Origin of the sequence: Leptospira saintgironsiae (assembly GCF_002811765.1) — a bacterium.
Lineage (GTDB): Bacteria > Spirochaetota > Leptospiria > Leptospirales > Leptospiraceae > Leptospira_B > Leptospira_B saintgironsiae.
On record NZ_NPDR01000004.1, the window covers coordinates 352848 to 376961 of the forward strand.

Below are 24114 nucleotides of genomic sequence, written 5' to 3' on the forward strand. Positions count from 1 at the left end.
GTTTTCCCGGAAGCTTTCGAACACGAACATTCCTAAGAGGTGTGCTTTGAACCTTGCTCTAAAAAATTCCAAATTACTCAACATTTGCTATTTTACACTTTTATTATCCGTAATCACATTCGTATCGAACGGCTGTAAAGAGAAGGAAGATGTCCAAATTTCAGTCGCAACTGAAGATCTTCCTTGGGAAGGAGATCCAAATAGTATCCCAGAAGCATTGAGGAAGCCGAATCCTTCTGTTTCTCCTAACGCAAAAAGGGGAGGGTTATTTAGGATTTATAGCCATCAGTATCCTAAATCACTGAACTGGTATTTAGAAAATTTCTCTACCACTGCTGAAATTTTTGGCCAGATGTTCGAACCACTTTTAGAGAGACATCCTATTACACTCGAACCTCTTCCTAAACTTGCTTCTTCTTGGAAGATTTCTTCAGATAAAAAAACTTTTACGTTCAATCTGGATAAAAACGCAAGATGGAGTGATGGCAAACCTATTACTGCTAAAGACGTATTATTTACTTATGAAATTATCATGAATAAGAAGAATAATACTGCACTTCATCGTATTGATCTTTCCCGTTTCGAAGCTCCTAAGTTAGTGAATGAATATGAAGTAGAATTTACTCAAAAAGAGATCCATTGGAAAAACTTTGAATTTATTGCGTACGAATTCTTTATTCTTCCTGAACATTATTATAACGGAAAGGATTTTAATAAGGAGAATTTTGAGTTCCCTGTAATATCCGGACCTTATGAATTGCAATCCGCAAAAAAAGGGATCTACGTGAAGATGAAACGTAGGAATGATTATTGGATGCGGGCTTATCCTTATTATAAAGGAACAGACAATTTTGATACTCTTATCTTCAAAGTGTTCAATGACGACGCAGTTGCATTCCAGGCATTCAAAAAGGGTGATATAGATCTATATCCTGTGTATAAGGCGGCAACTTGGGTCCAGGAAACGACTGGAGAACCTTTTGATAAAAATTATATCATAAAACAAAAGATCTATAATGATAAGAAGTCAGGCTTCCAGGGCTGGGCATTCAATATGAGAAGAAAACCATTTGATGATGTTCGTATCAGAAAGGCGATCGCTCATTTGGTGAATAGAAAACTCATGGTGGACAAACTTGCGTTTGGAGAATACCAACTCACTGATTCTTATTATGGTTCTGTATGGGAAGAAGGACAATTACCAAACCCTCCGATAGACTATGATCCGGAAGCAGCTAAAAAACTTTTTGCAGAAGCTGGATGGAAACCAAATGCAAAAGGTTTCTTGGAGAAAGACGGACAACAATTTGTGATCCATATCCTCGAAAGAGATAGAAGTGTTGAAAAATATTTTACTCTATTTATGGAAAGAGTGAAAGAGTTGGGAATTCAAGTTACTATTGAGAGCACAGATCTTGCTAATTGGTCCGAAAGAATGGATAAATATGACTTTGATGTTACCTGGGCCGCTTGGGGATCAGGAAGTTCTTTCCCGGATCCGGAACATCAATGGGATTCTAAATACGCAAATGAGAACGGACAGAACAATTATAACGGTTTCAAAAATCCGGAAATAGATAAACTAATCGAGCAGCAAAAAACAGAATTCGATATTAAAAAAAGAACGGAAATCTTAAAGAAGATAGATAAGATCTTAACTAAAGAGGTTCCGTATGTTCTTCTTTGGGGAATTAAATCTACAAGAGTTCTCTATTGGAATAGATTCGGAACTCCAGAAAATCCTCTTTCCAGATATTCTGGAGAAGGAGCTGCCAAGTCTTTATGGTGGATAGACGAAGAAAAAGACAAAGCTCTAGAAAATTCTAAGAAGAGTAAAACAGCTCTTCCTACTTATAAAAGAGACTTATATTACCATTCCAAATAAGGTTTGGGATTCTAATGGCAAAGAAGGGAAGATTCAGCGAATTCGGAGATGCGATCCGAAATTTTTGGAACTCTCCCGGGATCCCAAGCTTTATAGAGATCCTGGAAAAGGGTCTAGATAAAGAATTATTTTTTGATCCAGATAGGGCAGATTCTCAGATCCCAAAAGAGGATTTGCCTATCGACTTCCGTCTCAGGCAATCGGGCTTTGCTCGAAAATTTTACGAAAAACTTTTTCCTGTATCTCATGTGTTTCGTATAACGCATAGATATGGCAGAGAGTTTTTGGATAATTTTATGCCTCTCGCCTCTGAGAATTATATAGGAAGAGGTTCTTATAAATTTGTATATACACTTCCATGGAACCAAGTAGTCAAAATAGGAAAATCTAAACTTCCATCGGATCCTATTTTTGGTTCTTTATATAAAGAAGTGCAGAATAACTTAGAACGTTATTTAAAAACAGAAGAGATCGGACTCATGCATCATTTACAAAAATCTGTATGGGGAGAATCTAAAAGAGACGAGATCCGATTTAAGTTTGCTCGTTTAGGGTTAGAAAGACTTCATTATTGGAAACTAAAAAGTTTAATCCCTGATCTTGTACTTCCTACTCGATTTTTTATGGGATTACGTTTTCGACGAAGTCCATTCGGTGTTCCAGTTGTTACACTTACTCCTTGTGATAATCAGAATTTGTTACCCGGAAAACATTTAAAAGAATTTATTCGATTGAATGAGAAGGTGAGGCAAAATCCGATCCAGGATGCACTTTTTCCTAAATGGAAGTTGAACTTTGATACTCATAGATTTGGGATCATCAATAAGTCTAAACTCAAGAAGATCGCCTTGGACTTCCATAGAGTGATAGAAGTGACTCGTTACCTCGCTTCCGAAGAAAAACTGATCTTCGATATCCATTCCGAAAATATCATCATCACTATACCTGACTTCGAGCTCAAAATTTTTGATTACCATGTTTTCGATGAACATCTATATGAGCCTAGTAAAGAGAACCCTTCGCCCGAAGTGGATCATATCAATCTAATCAAAGAGTTTGTAAGCTCTTTTGAGTTAGGTTAAAAACCGTTTACGTATAGGTGCCTGATAAAAATCCTATCAATGGGGATATTTCCCCAAGGAAACTGGAATGATTGATCGGTATTCGAATCCGGAAATTTCTAAAATTTGGGAATTGGAGAACAAATTCGATATTTGGAAAGAAATCGAAATATTGGCCACCGAAGCCCGAATGAAAAAAGGAGAGGTCCCTAAAGAAGATTTCGAAGAGATCCGTTCCAAAGCAAGATTCAATGTGGATGAAATTTTGGAGATTGAATCCAAGGTCCACCATGACGTTATCGCGTTCTTGACTAATATGAATTCCTATATAGGACCTGCAGGTCGTCATGTGCATTACGGGCTTACTTCATCCGATATTGGTGACACTGCGCTTTGTGTGCAAATGGTCCAAGCGATGGACCTGATCCTTAAAAAAACAGACCAGTTGATCGAAGCGATCAAAGAGAAAGCGATCCAATATAGGGACCTTCCTTGTATCGGTAGATCTCATGGTATCCATGCAGAACCGATGACTTTGGGTTTGAAGTTCGCATTATTTTATGAAGAAATGAAAAGAAACCGGGTGCGTATGGCCTTGGCAAAAGAAGAAGTTGCTGTAGGAAAATTATCGGGTGCCGTCGGAACTTATTCAAATATAGAACCTGATATTGAAGAATATGTTTGTGAAAAATTAGGTCTTAAGCCTGATCCAATTGCGACCCAAGTTGTATCCAGAGATAGACATGCTGCCTATATGTCTGCGTTAGGTGTTACTGCTGCAAGCTTAGATCGTTTTGCAACTGAAGTTCGTCTTCTTCAAAAAACAGAAGGTAGAGAAATAGAAGAACCTTTTTCCCCAGGACAGAAAGGATCTTCTGCAATGCCTCATAAAAGAAATCCTGTGATTTGTGAAAGGATCTCCGGTATTTCAAGGGTGATCCGTTCTAATGTTTCTACTGCTCTTCAGAACGTTGGATTATGGCATGAAAGAGATATTTCTCATTCTTCAGCAGAAAGGATTGTTGTTCCAGATTCTACAATCGCGTTAGAGTATATCTTGGATAAGATGTTATTCGTAGTAAAAAATCTTCATGTGTATCCTGATGCAATCGAAAGAACTTTGGGAACCACAAGAGGATTGATCTTCTCTCAGAAAGTTCTTCTTCACTTGATCGAAAAAGGTGGAATTACTAGAGAAGATGCGTATGCGATCGTGCAAGGTCATGCGATGGCAGTTTGGGCAGATATTTCTCAAAATCTGAAGACTAGACTTGCCGAAGATCCTAAAGTGCAGAAGGTTCTAAAACCTGGAGATCTGGATTCTATCTTCCAGATTTCTCCTTACTTAGATAAAGTTGGGCTGATCTATAAAAGACTCGGTCTGGAGTAATGCCTAGGTTTGCAGTTTTCGGGCTGGGATATACCGGTCTAAGAATTCTAAATACTTTACAAAAAGAGAATACTGTTGTAGGAGTTTCCCGCGCTACGCAAGCAGAAGGATCTGTTCTTCTGGATCTTTCCGATAGCTCAGCATTAGAAAAATTCCGAAAAGAAAACGAAGGCTCGCTGTTTGACGCGAGCCTTATTACCTTCCCCGCTCAAAAACTAGAAAACAGAGAGCAAGTTTTTGATACCATATTTTCTATCTCCAAATCTGTCTGGATGTTTGGATCTACCAGTATCTATCAAAGAATCACATCTGATATCACTGAAAAAACTCCTTTAGATCCTAAGCATGATCGTTATGAAACGGAGTTACACTTTTTGAAGAAGGGCGGCAAGATACTCAGGCTTTCCGGGATCTATGGTCCAGATAGAAATCCGGCCAACTGGGCAAGAAAGGGTTCAGTTAAAAAGACAAAACGACAATTGAACCTCATTCATGGGGACGATATTTCAGAAGCGGTACGTTTGCTTCTATCTTACCCAGGAAATGATCTACCTTCCGAGTTAATTTTATCCGATGGGCAATGGCATACATGGTTAGAGATCTTCAGATTTTTAGAAGATCACGGTAAGATCCAGGTTGTCCCCGAAGAAAAGATGGATAGAGACGACAGTTTTATAGATAGTAGCTTGATCCGGAAATTTCTTCCTGGTTTACAAACAAAGGACTTTTGGGGAGAATTGGAAAAACTGGAAGAACTCATTTGATCTCACAGATCACGGACATATTACATTTATTCTGCCTTTCGAATCTAATCTTTATCATCGGACTTTTGGGATGGAGATATATTTACGATTTTAGAATACGAATTGCTGGAGGTTTTTCTTTCGGGATCATATGTTATATCCTTCTTTCTTTGGATCCGGATTTAAAGATCCCTTATTCTATTCGTGTTTTTTTATTTGCAGGTCTTATTAGTTTACCTTTTTTCTTTTGGATGATCAGTCTCGCAATCTTCGAGGATCATTTTGAGATTAAATATTGGTATTGGCTTTTACTTCTAAGTAAGGTGGGAGTTTCCGCTTGGTCAGTTTATCCTGTGCTGGATCTGATCAATATGAGGGGGCCTATCGTTTCGGAAACTGTTCTTGCTCATATAATTATTCCTACTCTTCTATCCTTGGGCTTTGTAGTGGCCGCAATCATCCGGATCTATGCAGGAAGAAAGGACGATCTTGTAGAAACAAGAAGAAGGTTACGTGAAGTCCATATTCTGATGACCGGAAGTGTAATTACTTTTAATATGTTCTCTCACCTCATTTTAAGAGGTAAGGTCTTATCTGAAATTTTAGATTTAGCAAATGTGGTCTTTGCCTGGGGACTCATACTTGCATTTATGTATTTGGTCTTCGAATTGAAAGAAGGTCTCGTGGACCCAAGACCAGAAGAGTCAGGAGACAAAGAAGAAAAAGCAGTATATGCAGATCCTGCATTGAAGAAAAAATTAGTCTCTGCATTCGAAGAAACAAAACTTTATAGAAAAGAAGGTCTGACAATCGGGCAGCTTGCAGAAGATTTAGAAGTGCAAGAATACAAACTCAGAAGGTTGATCAATCAAGCAATGGGTTTTAGGAATTTTCCAGACTTCTTAAATCGTTATAGGATCCAAGAGGCTTGTGAAATTCTTTTGGATTCGGGAAAGGATGAGATCCCTATTATCAGAGTAGCTATGGATTTGGGTTATCAATCTCTCGGTCCTTTCAATCGCGCATTTAAAGAACTTACCGGAGTCACTCCAACCGAATTCCGCCGCAATCGTGGCAGGGATGAAACTTTAAAAAGTACTGCCGATTTTGAAATCAGCTAGAGATTTTTAAAATTCAGGTAGGCTTACTATCGTCCTATCGTGTAAACTGTGTCTACACGGAGAGAATAGGATGAACGAGATCGTGGATCAAATGGGCTATACAGCCTATTATTTTCTTACCTTAGGGATATTATGGTTTCGCTATATTTTAATGGCCGGGATTGCTTATGTTTTTATCTGGTTGATCTTTAAAGACAAGCTTAAGCATAAAATTATCCAGAAAAGACTTCCAGAAAAAGACAAAATTACTCACGAGCTTAAATATTCAGCGATCACTCTTTTGATCTTCGCTGCTTCCGGAATTTTGGTAGTTTTAATGAAGAAGGCCGGCTGGACTTTTATCTACGATAAGGTAGAAGACTATGGTGTTCCTTATCTTCTATTTAGCATTATTGCTTTAATATTCCTCCATGATACTTATTTTTATTGGACTCATAGGATGATGCATCATCCTCTTCTTTTCAAAAGAATGCATTTGGTCCATCATAAGTCAACAAACCCTTCTCCTTGGGCGGCATTCTCTTTTCATCCATATGAAGCAGTGGTAGAAGCGGGAATTGTTCCGCTCGTGATCTTATTCTTGCCTGTGCATACAACTGCACTTGTGATATTTTTCTTTTATAGTAATTTTTTGAATGTATTAGGACATCTTTCTTTCGAACTTTTCCCAAAAGGATTTATAGAAAATAGAATATTAAGACTTCATAATTCTACTACTCATCATAATATGCACCATAAATATTTTAACTGTAACTACAGTTTATATTTTAATATTTGGGATAGGATAATGGGGACGAATCACGAGAATTATTTCGATACTTTCCGAGAAGTAACTCATCGAGAGCCCGAAGTAGTGGAAGATTCAAATTTGGGAGAAGTGAAGGTTCAGGGGATTTAGGGGCGAATAAACGATATGAAGAACTATTGCAACGTGAATAGTTTGTATCTTTATGTTGGAATTCCAACAAGAGAAAAGGTGTAAAATTTGATTGTTAAGATTGCGATTTTGTGATATAGGCGAATGAGCTCTCCCACGAGCCACTCCCCCCACCCAAAGCTTAGGGTGGGGGCGCCCTTAAACCCATGTAGGAACTCCTACAAAAAAATCCTTAACCACAATCCTAATAAGAAGCTGGAAATCTTATTCTGGTAACAGTCCCTTGCTCAGAAGAAAGATCCAACACAGAACCCTTTAACTGCTTCGTCAAAAGATCCACAAGTTCCAAACCCATGGAATCTTCTGATTTAGGCTCCGAGGATTTACCTTTTCCATTATCAGTAACATCCAAATGGATCCAATTTCCATCCTTATAAAAAGAGATCTTGATGATCTTTTCTTCTGAATGTTTTTTAATAGAGAATGCATGTTTTAGAACATTGGTGACTAACTCATTCAGGATCAAACCGATTGGGATTGCAGAATTCTGTTTGATCGGAAGGGATTCACAATTCAGGAAAATTTGGATCTCTTCTTTTTTATGGCCGAATGATTTGAGAAGACTATCCACAAGTCTGCTTACAAACTCTGGAAAAAACTCGTCACTGATCCTATGTTTTCCATACAAAGATTCATGAACATAGGCCATAGATAAGATCCTATTTTGGGATTCTGTCAGAACCTGAGTTGGATTACTCGCTTCTACTTGTTCCAGTTGGATGGAAAGTAAACTGGATAAGACTTGCAGATAGTTTTTAACTCTATGATGGACTTCCTTGAGTAAGATATCCTTTTCGTGAAGAGCGTTCGCCATAATTTCCTCTGCAAGTTTTGCTTGAGTGAAGTCTGTGATAAAACCTTCTAAAGCGATTAATTCCCCATTATCACCTTTAACTGCAGAACCTTGCTCGAATGCCCACCGCATTTCTCCGCTTCTTTTATGGATCCGATATACGAGTCTATATGTAATATTCTTATTTACTGCCTCCGTAACTTCATGAAATACTCTTTCTGCATCTTCTGGATGAATGATCTCTCCAAAAGAAATTGTACGGTTGGAAACAAAATCGGAAGGAGAGTAACCAGTAAGTTCGAAACAACCGTCACTGATAAATTCCATAGTCCAGTTGGGATCATAAGCACAACGATATGCGATACCCGGAAGGTTGCGGATCAAAGTAGAAAGTTGCCTTTCACTTTCTTTTAATGCGGTTTCCGTTTTTTTATAATAAGTAATATCAGTGCACATGGCAAGTGCACCTTCGTAATTACCTTGAGAGTCGAAGACTGGATTTGTAGACATCAAAAGCCAAACCACTTCTCCATCTGGTCGTTTGAAAAAGAAATCATGAACTTCTGCTTGCCCTTGTTTTCTTTCTTCCAGTCTTTTGTTCACTAAATCGTTATTATCTATTGATATAAAATCGAATAAACTTTTACCAATCAGTTCTTTTTCGCTTACTCCTAAAAATTCAGCCATTTTAGAATTTACGAATTTAGTTTTGGCATCTTTATCAATCAGCCAAATTCCTTCTAATGTTGTATCTACTATTTTTTTGTAATTTCCTTCCGTTTTAGAAAGAGCAGCTTTCGTTTCTTCAAAGAATACTAAAAGTATTACGATCGCAGAAGAAAATCTAAACAAGCCTGCCAGAAAATATCCTATAAAACCAAACTCAGGATGGAATCTTAAAAAGGGATAATTAAGAACATGAAGACCCCAGAGAATAAAGATCCAACCTGCGATAATCTTTCCTAAACTAGGAATTAGGTTTTTAGTTCTAAGAAAAATAACCCCAGTATAAATTTGAGACCCGCCTATTAATATATAGATAGGCCAGATCATATAAGGATCTTTAGTCTTCTCTATATCCAGATACAATGCCCAAAGACCAGCCGAGCCAAATAAAATTTGAAAAGGTTTGGAGAATGATTTATTTAAAAAATATAAACATCCTAAAAATTGGAAGAGCGCTCTGATAAAATCAATGGAGAAGGAAGGGAAATATTTGTAAGAGTCTACTCCTCCTACTTGCATAATATTTCCTAAATAACCTAAAAGATGGAATACCCAACAGATGGACCAGGCAAGCAAAGCCTTCTGTCCTTCTTTTTTATACAAATATAGGTAAATAAAAAATAGAAAGAAGGCGGAAGGCGTAGCCGCGATGATGGTGGGTAATAACCAAGGATGAGTCACGATGCCTTCAGTCGTTTACCGAAAACAGGTTTCGGTTAAGTCCGATTATTTTTTAATAAGACGAAATTCTTTGAAACAATAATCTCCGTTTTGGTGTTTAATTTCTTTGATCGGTTCTAAGGTAATTCCTAAACTTTCTGCTCTAGAAAGGACCTTTGGAGGCAGGTTACAAGAAGGTCCTACATACACAGCTTTGTCAAACTCGTCCCAGGATTTCCATTTGTATTTGCTATCGTTGCGATATTTACCTTTTTCGACCGTTTTTTGTCTGAACAAAAGATCGAATTCGGAAGCGAGGATTCTTCCCGGCAACTGGAAGTTTTCTTCATCATGGAATGTATTGAATGCGACGTATTTCCCTTGAGGATCTATCTCTTTTGCAAACTCTCTTGCCGGTTCGAATACAGCAGTTTCGAATCCTTTTAAACAGAATTGATTTTTAGAAAGATAGGTTTGGCTAAATAGTCCACCTTCTCTCACGAATAGGCTCGAAGCCCATATTAAGAAGACTAGGAAAACTCCGTAGAATAAAACCTTTCTACTTTTTTCAGAAATTTGAACTAATCTGAAAGACCATAAGCTTAGGATCGTAAGTAATGCAGGTAATGGATAGAAAACATGTCTTAATTGTTTGTTTCCAGTGCTCGCATCTATAACTATATACTGCAAGAATACGATCACTGTAATTGCGAATAACGGATCTTTTAAAAATTTAGGCCAGGTTATATTTTGTAATTTGGCAAGGACCGAATCTATTCTTCCTTCTCCCTTTATTTCGGCAGAAGAAGTTTTATCTTTTCTATTTAAGTATAGCCAGTATCCGATTGCGCCTAAGGAAAATAAGAAGAAGGTCCTAAAGATCCAAGGCTCATTGAATACATGACTCGCAGGAAATTTATCTTCAGGAGATTCGAATAAACTTAAAACAAAACTGCGAACAAATTTGTTCACGATCATCTGAGCGTTTACTAGACTCATAACCCTATCAAGGTTCGTGAATAACCAGATAAAACAAGGAAGGATCGCATACAAATAAAGTATTTTGATAGAAGGAGGAGAAATTTTCCCTAAGTCTTTTCTGTTCCTATATAAGAAATAATTGAAGTCCAAGAAAAGGAAAACTGTAAGGAAATATAATACTTTCTTAAAGGATCTTTGGTCCAGGTTCCAATCTGTCACTACTCTTAATACCGGAAGTGAAAGCACGAGTAAGACCACTAAGATCAAGAATAAAAGCCTGATCCCTTTGTAGTGAACCTTTACAGAGAATCGAATAAATCCGATCCATTCTGGGAATCTGGATATTAACTCGAATAAAAAGATAGAGATGAATAACAAAAGTCCGTAAGGATACTTAGTAAAAAATAGAAGTATCAAAACTACAGAAACCAAGGCGGCCACTTTGGAACCAGCAGGTAAACTTTCTCCAGGTTTTAGATCCTTTACAGAATCATAAAGTTTGTATAGTCCCCAATATACCCAAAGAAGAATAAACATCCCTTGGGTTTCTAACATAGAAGAAAGACTGTAAGCAGGTGTTTCAGAAGTATGAAGACTTAGTGCTAATACAAAAATAGAAACTAAACTTCCGAAAAGAAAAGATCCTGAAATTCTGGAAACTATATAGATGATAGAAGGAAAACAAAGAGCATAGAATGCTAAGCCTAGAAAGGAATCTTTCCAAGTAATTGGCCATTCCCCAGGGCTTGCTAAAAGTAAAAGTGAGAATATTGGACGAAGAGGTGGCCAAGTTGCTGCTTCCAAGAAAGGAAGTGTTGCTCTCCAAATTTTGCCATCTCTATAATCTTGGAATTGATCATAAACCGCATTTAGGCGAATATTTTCATCCCAGGTCAAAAGATCCGTAATCGGACAGATCTCTAGGAAGGCCTGCCAATTCTTGGAGATCATAACTCCAGTGGCGAATAATGCCAGGGCGCCAAATAAAATTCCTAAAACTCTATCCCAAGTGCGGTTCATTTTTTACTTTTTGGTTTTGAAGAGTAGATCTTTTCGATCACATACAGAGGGCGATTCTTGGATTGATCATGTACTCTGCTTAGGTATTCGCCTATCATACCTAACGCAATGAGTTGTATTCCACCTAATACCAATGCTACGATCATGACTGAGGTCCAGCCTTGGATTGTATTATCAGTAAAAAGTTTTAAATACAGAATATAGATAGTATACAGCGCTCCGAAAAACGCTGAAGTAAATCCTAAATAAGAAGAAAATTTAAGAGGGGCAGAGGAAAAGGACGTAATTCCATCCAAAGCAAACTTAAGCATCTTACTGACTGAAAATTTGGTCTCTCCGTCAAAACGTTCGTCTCTATCGTATTCCAAACCTGTTTGTCTGAAACCGATCCAAGCGATCAATCCTCGGATATAACGATGTTGTTCTTTCATGGAGACTAGAACATTAGTCACCCTTCTGCTCATGATCCTGAAATCTCCCGTATCGATTGGGATCTCAAATCTGGTCAGCTTTTTTAGTATTCTATAGAATACGTGAGCAGTAATCAGTTTGAAAAAAGATTCACCTTCTCTTTTCTTTCTTCTTGCATAGACAACATCAAAACCTTCTGACATTTTTGCATAAAGGTCTGCGACAAATTCTGGAGGGTCTTGAAGATCTCCATCCATTACAGCAACTGTTTCGCCTCTTGCAGTATCGATCCCTGCAGTGATCGCCAATTGGTGTCCGTAATTTCTGGATAAGTTCAGAAGAAAAAAACCTGGCTCGGATTCGCAGAATTTTTTTAATACATCGAAGGTTCCATCTCTTGAGCCATCGTTTACAAAAAGAATTTCTGTATCTTCTTTTCCGAAGCGATGTTTTTCTTTCAAGATAGTGAGAAGGCCCCGAAGTCTTTTCACAAGTTCGGGGATGGTTTTTTCCTCGTTATAAACGGGAATGACTAGGGATAAAAGAGGAGGCTTTGCGGGCATTGCTGACCTTGGTACGATGTTTGTATTCGGTCAAAATGTCGACAATATTTCCTGTAATTTCTGTCAGAGTCAAAACCTAGATTCTCTTTGATTTTTGGGAGCTTTCAAGGGATTCGACAGGGCAATTCTGCAAAAAAGGGCTTTACAAGGAGGCCGGAATGCAGATCTTATATAAGCACAAAAATCCAAGAAAGGGTTATGAAAATCAAAGTCACCACTAAAAACGACGTTCACATCATCAAGATCGAAGGCCCGATCAAAGCGGGCAATGAATTCGAACTTGGTCAAAAAATCGAGGAGTATATCTCGAAAGGTGACGTTCCGAAGTTTATCATCGACCTGAAAAAAGTTCCTTTCATCAACTCAGCCGGTTTGGGGATGTTCCTTAACATCTACAAACATATCGACGGTTTGAAAGGTCGCATGGTATTCACCAATTTGAATAACGATATCGAAAATCTAATGGAGATTACAAAGTTAGCCAGCATTTTCGAGATCTACAAAACGCTGGAAGAGGCTATCGAATCCTTCGAGTACTAGCCTAAACGTTTCGGTTGGCTTCCGAGTTATTACAGTATTTGAAAAAGAAAAAGCTCCGCCTTGGGATCATTGCGGGGATTTTTCTCTTCTATCATCTCCTTTTCAACTCAATCACAGGACAAATCTTAGTCGATAGAATTGCCTCTTCCGTTTTCGCGGGAAAGTTCGAGGCGAATGTCAGAAGTTTTTCTCCATTCTATGGAATCAGATTCACTGACGTAAAATTATATCCTACAACCGACTGGGGTCAGAAACCTGTAATGACCGCTAAAGAGCTGGGGGTTTCCTATAATCTTCCTCTTATCATCTTTGGAAGATTGAAAATTTCCAAAATTTCCATACACGGATTAGAGTTGGACCTCCAACAAAGGGGGAACATTTGGAATATATCATCTGCTTTTCCTCCTAGCAAAAAAGAAGAAGTTCCTACCGAAAAAACAGAACCTCTTACTGAGATCCGTACATATATTCCAGTCAGTGCATTCTTAGAATTGGACCTGAAAGATATCAATGTAAGAGTAAATTCAGAAAATGGATCCAAGTCTTATTCAGCAGGGCTTGAGGGATTAGAACTTGGATTTCTTTTAGATACGAATCGTTTTACTCGGATCCCATTCGATCTGAAAGTTTTAGATCTGATCGAAGAATTCCAAGTGAAGTTGAATCCGGAGAATCAGATAAAACTTAGATTCCAAGATTCTTCAGGGGGACTCGACCATCCATTTAGATGTACATTGGTTTGGGAAAGGGTAGAAGGTTCCAAGTCCGGTTTCCATTCCAGGCTCGACCTCGGTTCCGAAAAAATACCTATACGGATTGCAAACAGAGTCAGTGCACCTTTTGGTTTTTCACTAAAATATGATATAGATGTTTCTCCAGAAAAGAAGGAACTCCTACTTAAAAATTTAGAATGGAAAGTTGGAGAGGATACCTGGTTAGAAGGAAGTGGAAAAATTTCTGACTTCGCAGCAGATTCCGGAAATGTAAATCTCGCCATCCAAAAATCCAGGATAAGACTCGCACCTTTATCAGATTTTTTGCATAGCCTTGGATTTGATTCAATCTCCATGAGCGGAGAAGCAAGCCTTGCTCCAATTTTAGCGGAAGGTGGTTGGAATAATTTAAGGATTTTGGGAGAAGTCCGCGGTAATGGATTGGATTTCAGAGTAGGGAAGAAAAGGCATTCAATACCCACATTCAATTTGGATTGGGATGTTAGAATCGATCCCCAGAGTGAAAAAGATCCAGGACCGAAAATTCCTCTTCCTTGGATCAGATCTTTTACATTCAAAAATCTGAAAGTAATCTATAATGAAATTCTATTAGAAGGAAATCTAAATTATTCTCAGGCAGAAGGGCCAAACCTAAATCTAAAAGTGGATAATTTTGGGCTGGGTGATTATCTAACAGGATATTCTGGAAAATTTTCTGCTGAACTTTCTGCTTTTGGAAAAGATTTTTCTGAACTTGATGCAGGTTTGAAATTAAGAGCTAGAGGTTTTAGATTTCCATTAGGAAGAGGAAACTCCGGAAATATAAATCTGGAAGGTGGTTTAAAAGCTATATTCCATTTTCCTAAAAAAGCATGGGGCTTAGAGGAAATATTAGTATCAAATCTGAATCTACAAGCCTTCTCTCCTGAAGGAAACTCTGCCGCAAAATTGAATACAGGTGGAAGGATAGGACTTGGAGAACCATTTGTATTAGATCTGAAAAAAGCGGGATTGGATCTAGACTTAGAACATCTTGTTCCTCTTCTCCCATTATCTCTCCGAGAAACAATAATCCCTATCAGAAACCAAGTAGGTAAGAAGATAGGACTAGACGGAGATTTTTATTATTCACTTGGGAATCATGGACAAAATATCCAAGGAAGTCTTGGAGTAGATTTGCCTGGAATGAATCTCCGAGACGGAAAACTTTCTTTAGATCTAAAAATGATCGGAAGTCCGAGCTCCAAGATCAAAATTGATAAACTTGAATTAACTGCATTCTCTAAAAAATTATATTTAGGATTAGGAGGAGAATTAACGAAGGCATCTAAAAATGGACCTTCTCCTTCTATGGGAGAATTTGTTCCCAGCTTAAAAGGGGAATTAAAACTTTTATCTCCTAAGGAATCTGGGCTTATTAAAGGACTTTTCTTTCAGGGAGAAGCAGGGATCCAATTTAATTGGTATGGAAGTCTTGTTCAAGGAAATTTAATATCTAAAAATTCTAATATACTTTTGCAAAGTGGCCTCTGTCCTGGATACGATTGCAAATTATATAGGATAGATGGATGGAATGCAGATGTTCCATTTGCTCATGATCTCTCAGTCAAAGAGACCAAAAATCTGATCGAAGGAAATAAAAGAAAATTCGTTATGAATTATGGCAGGACGCCTGCTCCTAATTTTACGATCCGACAGATCATTGGAAACCATCCTTCCCTAAAGGGAACTCCTTTTGAATATAGTAGGCCTAAAGCGGATTCTCCTGGGCTTTCTGCCAACCTCGAATATTCAGAAAATTATTTACGAATGGATTATCTCAAAGTATATACTCTGGACGGGGAAATTTGGGGTAAGGATATGATCGTTAACGTTGGCTCCGGTGATCCTGAAAAAATGGAATATTCAGTTTCTTTGAGAGTCAAGGATATAGATCTAAAACAATTACTTCCTGCTAAAACTCAGCCTAAGATAGATGATGGAAAAGTAAAAGCGGACTTAAATCTTTGGGGAAGAAATCTGGGAGATCCAGTTCCTAATTTAAATTTATTTTTTAGTATCTATCAGATCGGGAACGATTTTGGAAAAAGTGCGATCAATATTTTTGCACCTTCTAATATACTCACCGATTTTATCTACGGAAGTTATGCGGTGGATAAGATAGAATTAGAATTATCCAAAGGTTTGGTATACGCTGTGATCCTATTCAAACGTTCCATTTTAGGAACTATCATCCAGCTGGAAAATAACCAGGTATCTCAACAGAGAATGCCTTTGGCGAATTTTCTAAAACGTGCCCAAAACGAGATCGAAACCTTTAATCAGTAAAACTTATGAAGAATATTCCAAAATCCTATATTATTCTTTCTGCATTCTTTCCTTTGTTTGTATATTGCCCGATCAAGGCTCCTCCGATCACATTCACTCAGACCCAAACTGCTGCAGAAAAACAGATGTTGGGAGAGGATCGAAATCTGGAAAAAGACGGGTGGCTTATTGCTTCTATTAAAACTTCTTCTTCTGGTTCCGAGATTTGGGAAAGAGATCTGATTAAAGAAGAATTTGGAAATACTTCTGATAACCAATTTTATATTGCACTTCGTATTCTGGCTTATTTAGCGAGAGAGCTGAGGGAATATAGAAGCCTAGGGGTTCTTGCAGAAGGCGTGGATGGAAAAGTGAGATGGAATCCAAAAATCAGAGAAGCAGGTGCAGAGAAGGTTTCTCAAGATCCCAAACAAAAGTCTCGTATAGATGATCTAATCAAACTTATAAACGAGAATAGAGATATCGTAATTAAGGAAAAGTTAAAGAAGGCATTCTCAGATCCAAATCGCACTATTACTGAAAAAGAAAAGGTTTCTATCAAGGAAAGTATCCAAACTACTTGGCTTCGATCTGTGGATATAGGAGAATATTACGAGGCTTCCGCCGGGAATTGGAAAAAGAAGGAATAACCTAATGAAGCAAGGGGTTTTATTTTTTTTCTTAGTTCTATTTGGCAATTGCCTCGTTTTTATTCCCGCGCAAAGGGTAAGGCCGATTGAATTCGATTATGGCCCTATCTCTAAAAACTATTTCAATCCTGAAAATGACAAACCGTTTCCTTTGACTGTACAAAGAGGGAATAACCTCTATAATTCCACCACAAAGGATGGAAGATATCTTTTTTATACTACAGGACAAAAAGGAAATTATGATATCTGGTTTAGAGATCTCAAAAGTTCTATAGTAGTTCCAATTACAGAACATCCTTCTTCTGAATACAAGCCTGCGATTAGCCCAGACGGTAAAAAATTAGCATTCGTATCAGAACAATATGATACAGCCGGAGATATAGTTCTTTTGGAGATAGAGCCTGAGATCTGGGCCAGAAAAATCTTAGAAGGAAAAAGATTTTTAAGCGAAGACTTTGAATTCATTACAAATCCAGAATATTCAGATATCCAAAAGTCGGATAAATTTTCGGATTCTGACCCTATTTGGGGAAAGGATAGCAGAGTTTTATTATTTTCTTCGGATCGTCTAACTCCAGGGACTCCAAATCTGATCTTATGGGATACTGAGGGAAAAGAAAAACCGATTTTACTCACTCAATCCGGTGCAGTAAATCCATATTGGTCGCAAGACGGAAATACAATCGTATATCTTTCTTATGCAGATTCCAGAGAAGGGGAAATCTATTCTTTAGATTTGGCAACTCGAAAGTCGAAAAGACTGACTAACGATCCTTATTTGGATTTTTCTCCTAGCTTATCTCCTGACGGAAGATATTTATTCTATACATCCATTCGTTCCGATTCTGATGGAAACAGAAAATTAGACGAGAGAGATAATAGTCTGATCATCCGGTTGGATCTTTCTGATATGAAGGAGAGGAGACTTACTTCTGGGAATTTTTCTCTATTTGATACAAAGTATTCTTCCTTTAATGGAGGAAGTATCTTATTCACTGCATCCTATTATGGAACCTTAAATATCTATTTCCTTCCTTTAAGTGGATCCATTCCAAAAGCTTCTAATATTTCTGCTCAGTTTGAGTTAGCCAAAGAATATGGTAAAAAACAATCCTTGGATGATTATCTATTGGCATTAGATTCCTTGGAGTTATATTATAAGGAAGACCCTCTCTATCCTATTTTTAGGGCAAAAGTTTTAAACGAAAAATATTCACTCTATAAGAAGTCTGGAAAAACATCAGAGATCAAAAAGGAGATGGGTGCTTCTCGTTTGGATCCTAAATGGGGATTTGCCTATGTATTCTACTTAGAATCCGAAAACAAGGGGATCTCTGAGATCAAAGAATATTTTTCTAATATTCGAAATCATGCGGATGCACAGGTGGCCGGCGCGATCTTAGAAGAAATCGGAAATTTGGAAGAAAGATCCGGTAAGATAGAAGCTTCGCTCAATTCAAAACAAGAATTGGTAACTCGATTTCCGGGGTATTATAATATTCATGAAATTTTAAGAAATATAGGCGCTCTGCAACTTAGGGAAGCAAAGAAGAAGGACTGGACTATTCCTTCTACATTATTGCAAGCAGCAAATGAATCTGAATCCAAGACAATTGATCTTAGGAATTTATATGGACTTTTCGAAGAACAGATCTTGGCTGGAAAGTCAGACTCTGAAAAAATTTCCCTCTCTGAAAAGATAGAATCTGCTAATAAGATTAAGGAACGCTCTCCCGTATTACATAGATTTTTAATGTATACAAAAGCCGCCGGACTCTCTGGGCAAGGTTCCTTTGCAGAAAGTAATTCTCTCTTAGAGCCCCTATTGAAAGAAATTACTCCTAAAGATCCGCTCTTTCTAAAAATCCATTTATTAAGATCTTCTAACTTTAAAGGCCTCGGAAGTGTTCGATATTCTTTGGAGTCCCTTCGTACATTTTTAGAAAATTATGATCATGATTCAGGGGTAGATATCTCTGATAAAGAAATGGAAAGGTTTTTTATCTATTTTGAGAATTTAGCTCGAAATTATGAGAATAGAACTGACTTCTTCCAAGCGTCTCTACATTATTTTTATAATACTGAGAATATGTTCCTGGCAAAGAGTAAAAGTCTCTTTCAGGATACTGTGTATAAGGATTACGCCATCTATTATCAAAAGTTAATGGTGGATACTTCTTTCAAATTGGCCAGATCTATTAGTGAAAAGAATGCCTCAGGCATTTTAGGGAATTTGAACCCTCTTGAATTCGATCCGTTGGATAAGAAAGAAGGGTTGGTCTATATAGACCAATATTTTGAGAAGGAAAAGATTTTACCAAGAGCTCGGGCCTTCTTGGACCTCGCTACATTATACGGATATGCTTATTACTTAATCAATCGTTCTGTGATCCGCGAAACATTTTATTATAATTCCGGGACAATGGACCGTATCAAAAAAGAGGCGGCTCTTAGGGATTTTAAACAGGCAGAATATGAGTTAAGATGGATCATATTCGCAGATCCAACATATCATGATGCATACCAACTTTTAGGTTGGTTGTACCAATATGTGGACATTATGAAGTCCAGAAAACCAAGCGATAAGGAGCCGGCTGACGAGGATAAGTATAAGGACGAATATGCTAAGTATTTTCCTGAGAAAAACTTCGAAGAGAATATAGAATTATATAGCCAGATCTTAGAATTACTTGGAGAAAATTTCCAAAATAAAAAAGCTCTCTCCGATCTCAGATTGAATTTGGGTAATAATTATTTTTTACTCAAGAACTACCCTAAAGCGGATGAACAATATTCTTTAGTAGAATCCTATTCGAATTACATAATATCCAAGGCGCAATTTGAGGATTATAGACAGAAGGCGGTCTTCTTATTTAACTCTGCTCGCGCTTCTATGTACATGTCCAAGTATGGAGATGCAGTCCGAAAATTAAAGAATGCATCTGATATATATTCTAAGAACGAATTTTTACAATTATACTCTGGGACCGATTACGCCAAAAACCTACAAAGTTATAGAGAGAAATTAACTTTACTTAGGACTTTGACTGGCTTGTCTCATATGGAATTGGGAGAATATGCGCAGGCTCTTCCGTATCTGACAGAAGCATTGGAATTAAATGAACCTTCTCGATTAGTGGATCCAATCAATATCAGAAATGCATTAGCGATTTCTTATCAAAAGTTAGGTTATATTTCCAAGTCCGAAGAAAATTTAAAAGAGGCGGAGATATTAGCTTCTTCTCGGACAACTCTTTGGTTACCAAAGAAGGTGAGTCCGAAATTTTGGGAATCCGTCTGGGACTCTATTTGGGATTTTGTCTTTGAAACAGTTCTTCCTGATTCAGTTCGTATTTCTGGATCAGGTAGATTTCCGGAAGCAATCCCTCCAGTGTTCCAACCATTATTATCTTCAGGAATAAGAGTAAATAATCTTGTATTAGAACAAAACTATCGTTTGGCCGCTGAAGAAACAGACCGGCGATTGGAATATGTAAGTAAAAAAGGATTAAAGAAAACATTAGCAGGACAATTAGTCCAATCTCAATCCTATGGAGACTTTGGTTTTTTTCAGTATAAAAGAAACGAATTCGAAAAAGCCAAATCAGCATTTTTAGAAGAGAATGAATTTCTAAAAGATTCTGCGAACCTCTCGGGAAGATCCACAGGTAGCTTTAAAAGATACTTATATTCATTATTCGCTTCTATAGAAGCCTCCGACAAAAGAGATAAAACCGGATATTCAGAAGAATTAAATAATGCCTTGGAAGAACTGGAAAGATTCAAAAGAGGATCTATGGAAAACTGTCTTTCTTCTTGGTCAGAAGATCTGGTAGAAGGAAATTCCGTATGTTCTGAAACATTCTATAAACAATATTATGATTTTGATATATTGAAAGCGACAGTTCTTTATTATTCAGGAGAGGAAAATTTTAAAAAAGGCGAATGGTTAGAAGGTTTCGAAAAATTAGGGATCTCTTCTTCTTTGCTTGAAACTCCTTCCGGATTACCTAAAGAGATTGTTGGACTTTCCAAAGATCCATTTCCAAGAAAAGAGAGAGTCCTTCATTTTTTAAGTAGAGCTAGCGTATTTTATAGATTAGGTGATTTGGAAAAAGCAGAAGAATGTTTAAAGGCTGCAGAAGAAATGGCAAATGTTTTCTATTTCGGAGCGGAATTGATCCAAACCTGGGTTTTGCAAGCAAGACTGGATCTAATTTCGAAAAAGCCAGATAAAGCAAAGGTAAAATTATCCAAAGCAGAGGAACTTCTTAAAAAACAATTTCATCTAATCTCAGACAACAAAAGTTTTCTGCTGCGTGACTTATACGAAACGAAGATGAGAGCTGAGCTTGATTCTGGGAATACAAATAACGCATTTAATGATTGGATACGATTGCAAAGATTATTGAATTTCCGTAATTTTCAGAAAGGCAATTGGGAATTTAGGGAAGCAAGGACTGAATACGTAAAATTTGAATTAGATTGGAAAAACTATAAAAACACTTATTTTAAATACCAGAACGCCTTAGAAACGAGGGGGGATATAAAAAAAGAAGAGTTTATACTTTCTCAAGCAGGGGTGCAAGTTTCTAAATCTTTAGAAGTGTTACGATCCAAACTTCCTAAAAAGGCGGCTTTCTTGGATCCTTTTGGATCTTTTTCTGATGACGTTTTAAAACAGAATGAAACTGAAATCCGTTTATTAGAATCCAGGGGTGATGTATTTGCCAAAATTAGAAATTCTACTTCTATCAAATTTCTAAACTTTGAGAGCGAATCCAAAGCAGAAACTTGGATTAAATCTAATTTTGAAAATTCTGGTCGTAATCTTGTTATAGATCCTGGAAATACATCGATTGGTGAAAAATTAGGATCTCAAATTTCGGAGATCAGATTTAAACTTTCTTCTTCTGTTTCCAGCAGAGAGGAAAGGGCTCCAAAAGTGATTTCTTCTTTTTTACCTATTGGTGGATGGAATTATAGAAGGATAGATTCTGATTCTTGGACGGATATATTAGAAGATACTGATATATTAGTAAGTTCCTTTCCAGATGTAAAAGGAGATTCTGCCTTTGGAGAAAGAAAAAAGGATACTCTCGAACTCAGAGAAATTTTTTCCAGAGAGCATAGATTAGGCGCAGTTATATTTACTTATTCTGAAAAGCCAAGCTGGCGCCAGATCTTGAAAGCATACACTGGACTTTCCGGTTCAGGTGTAAATTTAATGTATATCTGCCCTGGAGAAACTTGTGTAAAAGAATCTCTGGAAGAAATTTTTTCGGGAAAAACATCTAATTCTGCAATCCGTTTCGGAAAACTTCTTGAGAGATCCGGAAATAGAAATGGAGAAGCAGAAAAACTTTTTGCTAAGTCTAGGAAAGACGAAAGAATTTCAGATTCTTCAGAAGTGTTTTCCGATTTGCATAAAGCCCGTTCTTATGCGGAACCTAATTCTAATTTGGCTCTCAAAATTGAATCGGACCTGTTAAGAGCCTATCAAAGATCAAAACCTGATTTTTCTTTGGGAAAAATTTTCTCATTACGTTATGAAAATCGAGATCTGAATTCTCAGAAAGAACTGGGGCTGAATCTATGTTTGTCTAGATTATTGGAAACAGAATATAAGGATTGTGGAGAGATCCCTCTTCCAGAAGCTAAGAATGAAATTTTGAATGGAATATTTGCTTTAAAGGAAGGAAAATTTCCAGGAACTTCTCTGGGTTCTAATATTTCTGCAGATAGATATGATCCATTCTTATTTAGATTAAAACTTTCTAATCTAGCTTTGGAAGCTTATTATCCGGATTTGGCTTCTTCTCAACTTGGGCTTGCGAAACAATTCATCTCTTCTGGTCCAGATTTGGAAACGTGGAAGAAGATGGAAGCTCGGATCCGAAAAGAAAAAGCTCTATTAGAAGAAGAGGATGATTGGTCCGAAAATTCCAATCAAATTGAATTGGATCTCCAAGAGAGGAATTATCCAAGACATTTGGCATTTTTAGAAAATCGTAAAAAGTTTGGGCATAGGATTTCTCCTCTTACTTTATATTCTGAGATCCATAGTTCTTCCAAAACTTTGTTCCAAACATTGGATACTGAATCTAGATCTTCTGTGTTGGATCTCCTACGTTATTCTCTGCCAGAAGAAACCGGAAAGGAAATGGAAGAATTTTTGAATTCTTTTGTGGATCTCGAAAATTTTAAGAAAAATTTTCCAAGGCAAGCAAGGATCACGTTGGAGTTTTCGAAAGCTTATCTTTCCAGAGGAGATTATGATAAAGCGAAGTATTGGATCTCTAAATCGAAAGGAATTTCTGACGAGCTCTATTCTTCTGAAATTGAATTTTTAAATTCTAAAATTTCTTATTTAGAAGGTAAAAAACCGGGTAAGATATCGGAGTCCGATTTTTCTGACTATTTATCAGAATACGAAAATGCTTCTACTAAAAAGTCTTCCGAATTTGTGGAATTGGCAAATCGTTTTGTTAAACATAGAAAAAGGAAAAAGTTTAGCTCTGCAGAAAGAAGAGAGCTTAACGATTTTATAACATATTTGCAGACTCTTTCCTTTAAACAAAATGATTCAGAGACGTTTTTCGATTTAGGATTGATCAAGGATAAAGTTTCGGCAGTTCGTTCTGCTTTATTTGGTCGTTCAGTTTCTTATTCTGATCTTCCTAATTTTAATAAGGTTTCTTTCGCGATAGAAGAGAAAATCCCTGAGAACCAAGAGTTCTTGGCTTTGATGGATTTGGGTTTAAAAACTTTCTATATCAAATTTACAAAAGGTAAGTCCAAGGGCGACCTTGCATTCAAGGATAATCGAAAGTTAAGAGCTTCTATTTATAAATACAATGAAGAAGCCGACAAAGGTGGAGCTGAGGTATTACTCCGAGAAGCTTTGGAGACGGAGATCCGTCAGAATATTCGTCCTTCTAAAAATAAGACCACGTATTTGTATCTTTCTTCTTATCATTTTTTGGCCCCAATTTTGCCTAAGTCGGATGAAGAGATCTATTATGTGGCAGATCCGGAAACTTTGCTGAAAAACCCAGTGCATAAAGAGAAGGAAGAATTTTGGGACGGGTTCGGGATTGTCACTAAGGATGATTCAAATTCTCCCGACTGGTATTCTCAGTTAGTTCAATTAGAAAATTTAGAACTTTCTCCTAAGGGAAATCCTACGGTCACTCCATTTCATGTGGTCCGGATCCCTTTGGTGGAAGATAGAGAGAAGGGGATTTTGTTTGGAAATAAATCTGTTTCTGAAGTAGAACCTGGAACTTTGCAAGGAGTTTGGATATTGGCTTCTTCTTTCTTAGAAGGTTTCGGAAATGCTTCTTTGAATTTAAAAGATTCATTATATTACTTGGGAAAATTTTGGAAAGGTCCTGGGATTGTAAATCTTGGATTCCAAACAGATACTCATAATTCAAAATTTTTAAAAGAGGTCACTTCACGCAAAGAGGACTCTAAAACTTCTCTTCGGAATCGTTTTTTAAAAACTATGAATACTATGAGAGAAGTGTATCCAGTGGATAAATATTGGAACGGCTATCGATTGTTTACGACTTCATTTGTTTCGAAGGAATAAAGAATGTTGGAGTTCC

Annotated in this window: 13 protein-coding genes; 10 read left to right on the top strand and 3 right to left on the bottom strand. The window is 37.2% G+C overall.

All coding sequences use genetic code 11. The annotated features are described in order from the left end of the window. The first annotated feature begins 46 nt into the window (after positions 1 to 46). From CH362_RS11830 to CH362_RS11855, 6 genes are all read left to right on the top strand, one after another. A complete protein-coding gene (locus CH362_RS11830; RefSeq protein ID WP_100710539.1) occupies positions 47 to 1885 on the top strand; it encodes an extracellular solute-binding protein in 1839 nt (612 codons plus the stop codon). Positions 1886 to 1899: 14 nt separating this feature from the next. After that, complete coding sequence (locus CH362_RS11835; RefSeq protein WP_100710540.1) at positions 1900 to 2967, top strand: hypothetical protein; 1068 nt, start codon at positions 1900 to 1902, stop codon at positions 2965 to 2967. Positions 2968 to 3034: 67 nt separating this feature from the next. Next, complete coding sequence (gene purB, locus CH362_RS11840) at positions 3035 to 4336, top strand: adenylosuccinate lyase (RefSeq protein ID WP_100710541.1); 1302 nt, start codon at positions 3035 to 3037, stop codon at positions 4334 to 4336. Next, the gene (locus CH362_RS11845) at positions 4336 to 5100 is read left to right on the top strand and encodes a Rossmann-fold NAD(P)-binding domain-containing protein (protein WP_100710542.1); all 765 of its coding nucleotides are present in this window, start codon (positions 4336 to 4338) and stop codon (positions 5098 to 5100) included. Before purB ends, CH362_RS11845 begins: the two co-directional genes overlap by 1 nt. Next, positions 5097 to 6200 carry an AraC family transcriptional regulator gene (locus CH362_RS11850; RefSeq protein WP_100710621.1) on the top strand — a complete coding sequence of 368 codons (1104 nt, stop codon included), beginning with the start codon at positions 5097 to 5099 and terminating at the stop codon, positions 6198 to 6200. Before CH362_RS11845 ends, CH362_RS11850 begins: the two co-directional genes overlap by 4 nt. 70 nt (positions 6201 to 6270) lie before the next feature. After that, positions 6271 to 7098 carry a sterol desaturase family protein gene (locus CH362_RS11855; RefSeq protein WP_100710543.1) on the top strand — a complete coding sequence of 276 codons (828 nt, stop codon included), beginning with the start codon at positions 6271 to 6273 and terminating at the stop codon, positions 7096 to 7098. Between the two features lie 223 nt (positions 7099 to 7321). On the opposite strand, the gene CH362_RS11860 is transcribed toward CH362_RS11855, so the two are convergent. From CH362_RS11860 to CH362_RS11870, 3 genes are read right to left on the bottom strand one after another with little or no spacing between them, the layout of a single operon-like run. Then, positions 7322 to 9337, bottom strand: a complete 2016-nt coding sequence (locus CH362_RS11860) for a PAS domain S-box protein (protein ID WP_100710544.1) — start codon at positions 9335 to 9337, stop codon at positions 7322 to 7324. A gap of 45 nt (positions 9338 to 9382) precedes the next feature. Beyond that, on the bottom strand, positions 9383 to 11317 hold the full coding sequence (locus CH362_RS11865) for a hypothetical protein (RefSeq protein ID WP_100710545.1): 1935 nt from the start codon (positions 11315 to 11317) through the stop codon (positions 9383 to 9385). Beyond that, positions 11314 to 12291: a glycosyltransferase family 2 protein gene (locus tag CH362_RS11870; RefSeq protein WP_100710546.1), complete on the bottom strand. Its 978-nt coding sequence runs from the start codon at positions 12289 to 12291 to the stop codon at positions 11314 to 11316. The genes CH362_RS11865 and CH362_RS11870 overlap by 4 nt, the downstream gene beginning before the upstream one ends. Before the next feature lie 198 nt (positions 12292 to 12489). Here CH362_RS11870 and CH362_RS11875 point away from each other — a divergent pair, with 198 nt between their 5' ends. Genes CH362_RS11875 through CH362_RS11890 form a run of 4 tightly spaced genes read left to right on the top strand, consistent with a single transcriptional unit; the run spans position 12490 to position 24098 of the window. Next, positions 12490 to 12831 (top strand): STAS domain-containing protein, encoded by a 342-nt coding sequence (locus tag CH362_RS11875; protein ID WP_008594836.1) that lies wholly within the window; start codon positions 12490 to 12492, stop codon positions 12829 to 12831. A gap of 14 nt (positions 12832 to 12845) precedes the next feature. Beyond that, complete coding sequence (locus CH362_RS11880) at positions 12846 to 15872, top strand: LIC_11026 family protein (protein ID WP_100710547.1); 3027 nt, start codon at positions 12846 to 12848, stop codon at positions 15870 to 15872. A gap of 5 nt (positions 15873 to 15877) precedes the next feature. Next, complete coding sequence (locus tag CH362_RS11885) at positions 15878 to 16501, top strand: DUF1318 domain-containing protein (RefSeq protein ID WP_100710548.1); 624 nt, start codon at positions 15878 to 15880, stop codon at positions 16499 to 16501. Positions 16502 to 16505: 4 nt separating this feature from the next. Then, positions 16506 to 24098 carry a PD40 domain-containing protein gene (locus tag CH362_RS11890; RefSeq protein WP_100710549.1) on the top strand — a complete coding sequence of 2531 codons (7593 nt, stop codon included), beginning with the start codon at positions 16506 to 16508 and terminating at the stop codon, positions 24096 to 24098. The last annotated feature ends 16 nt before the right edge of the window (positions 24099 to 24114 follow it).

Bases quoted from the DNA above. Each gene is read 5' to 3' on its own strand.
- CH362_RS11835 (WP_100710540.1), top strand. From the start codon at position 1,900: ATGGCAAAGAAGGGAAGATTCAGCGAATTCGGAGATGCGATCCGAAAT.
- purB (WP_100710541.1), top strand. From the start codon at position 3,035: ATGATTGATCGGTATTCGAATCCGGAAATTTCTAAAATTTGGGAATTG.
- CH362_RS11845 (WP_100710542.1), top strand. From the start codon at position 4,336: ATGCCTAGGTTTGCAGTTTTCGGGCTGGGATATACCGGTCTAAGAATT.
- CH362_RS11855 (WP_100710543.1), top strand. From the start codon at position 6,271: ATGAACGAGATCGTGGATCAAATGGGCTATACAGCCTATTATTTTCTT.
- CH362_RS11865 (WP_100710545.1), bottom strand. From the start codon at position 11,317: ATGAACCGCACTTGGGATAGAGTTTTAGGAATTTTATTTGGCGCCCTG.
- CH362_RS11870 (WP_100710546.1), bottom strand. From the start codon at position 12,291: ATGCCCGCAAAGCCTCCTCTTTTATCCCTAGTCATTCCCGTTTATAAC.
- CH362_RS11875 (WP_008594836.1), top strand. From the start codon at position 12,490: ATGAAAATCAAAGTCACCACTAAAAACGACGTTCACATCATCAAGATC.
- CH362_RS11885 (WP_100710548.1), top strand. From the start codon at position 15,878: ATGAAGAATATTCCAAAATCCTATATTATTCTTTCTGCATTCTTTCCT.
- CH362_RS11890 (WP_100710549.1), top strand. From the start codon at position 16,506: ATGAAGCAAGGGGTTTTATTTTTTTTCTTAGTTCTATTTGGCAATTGC.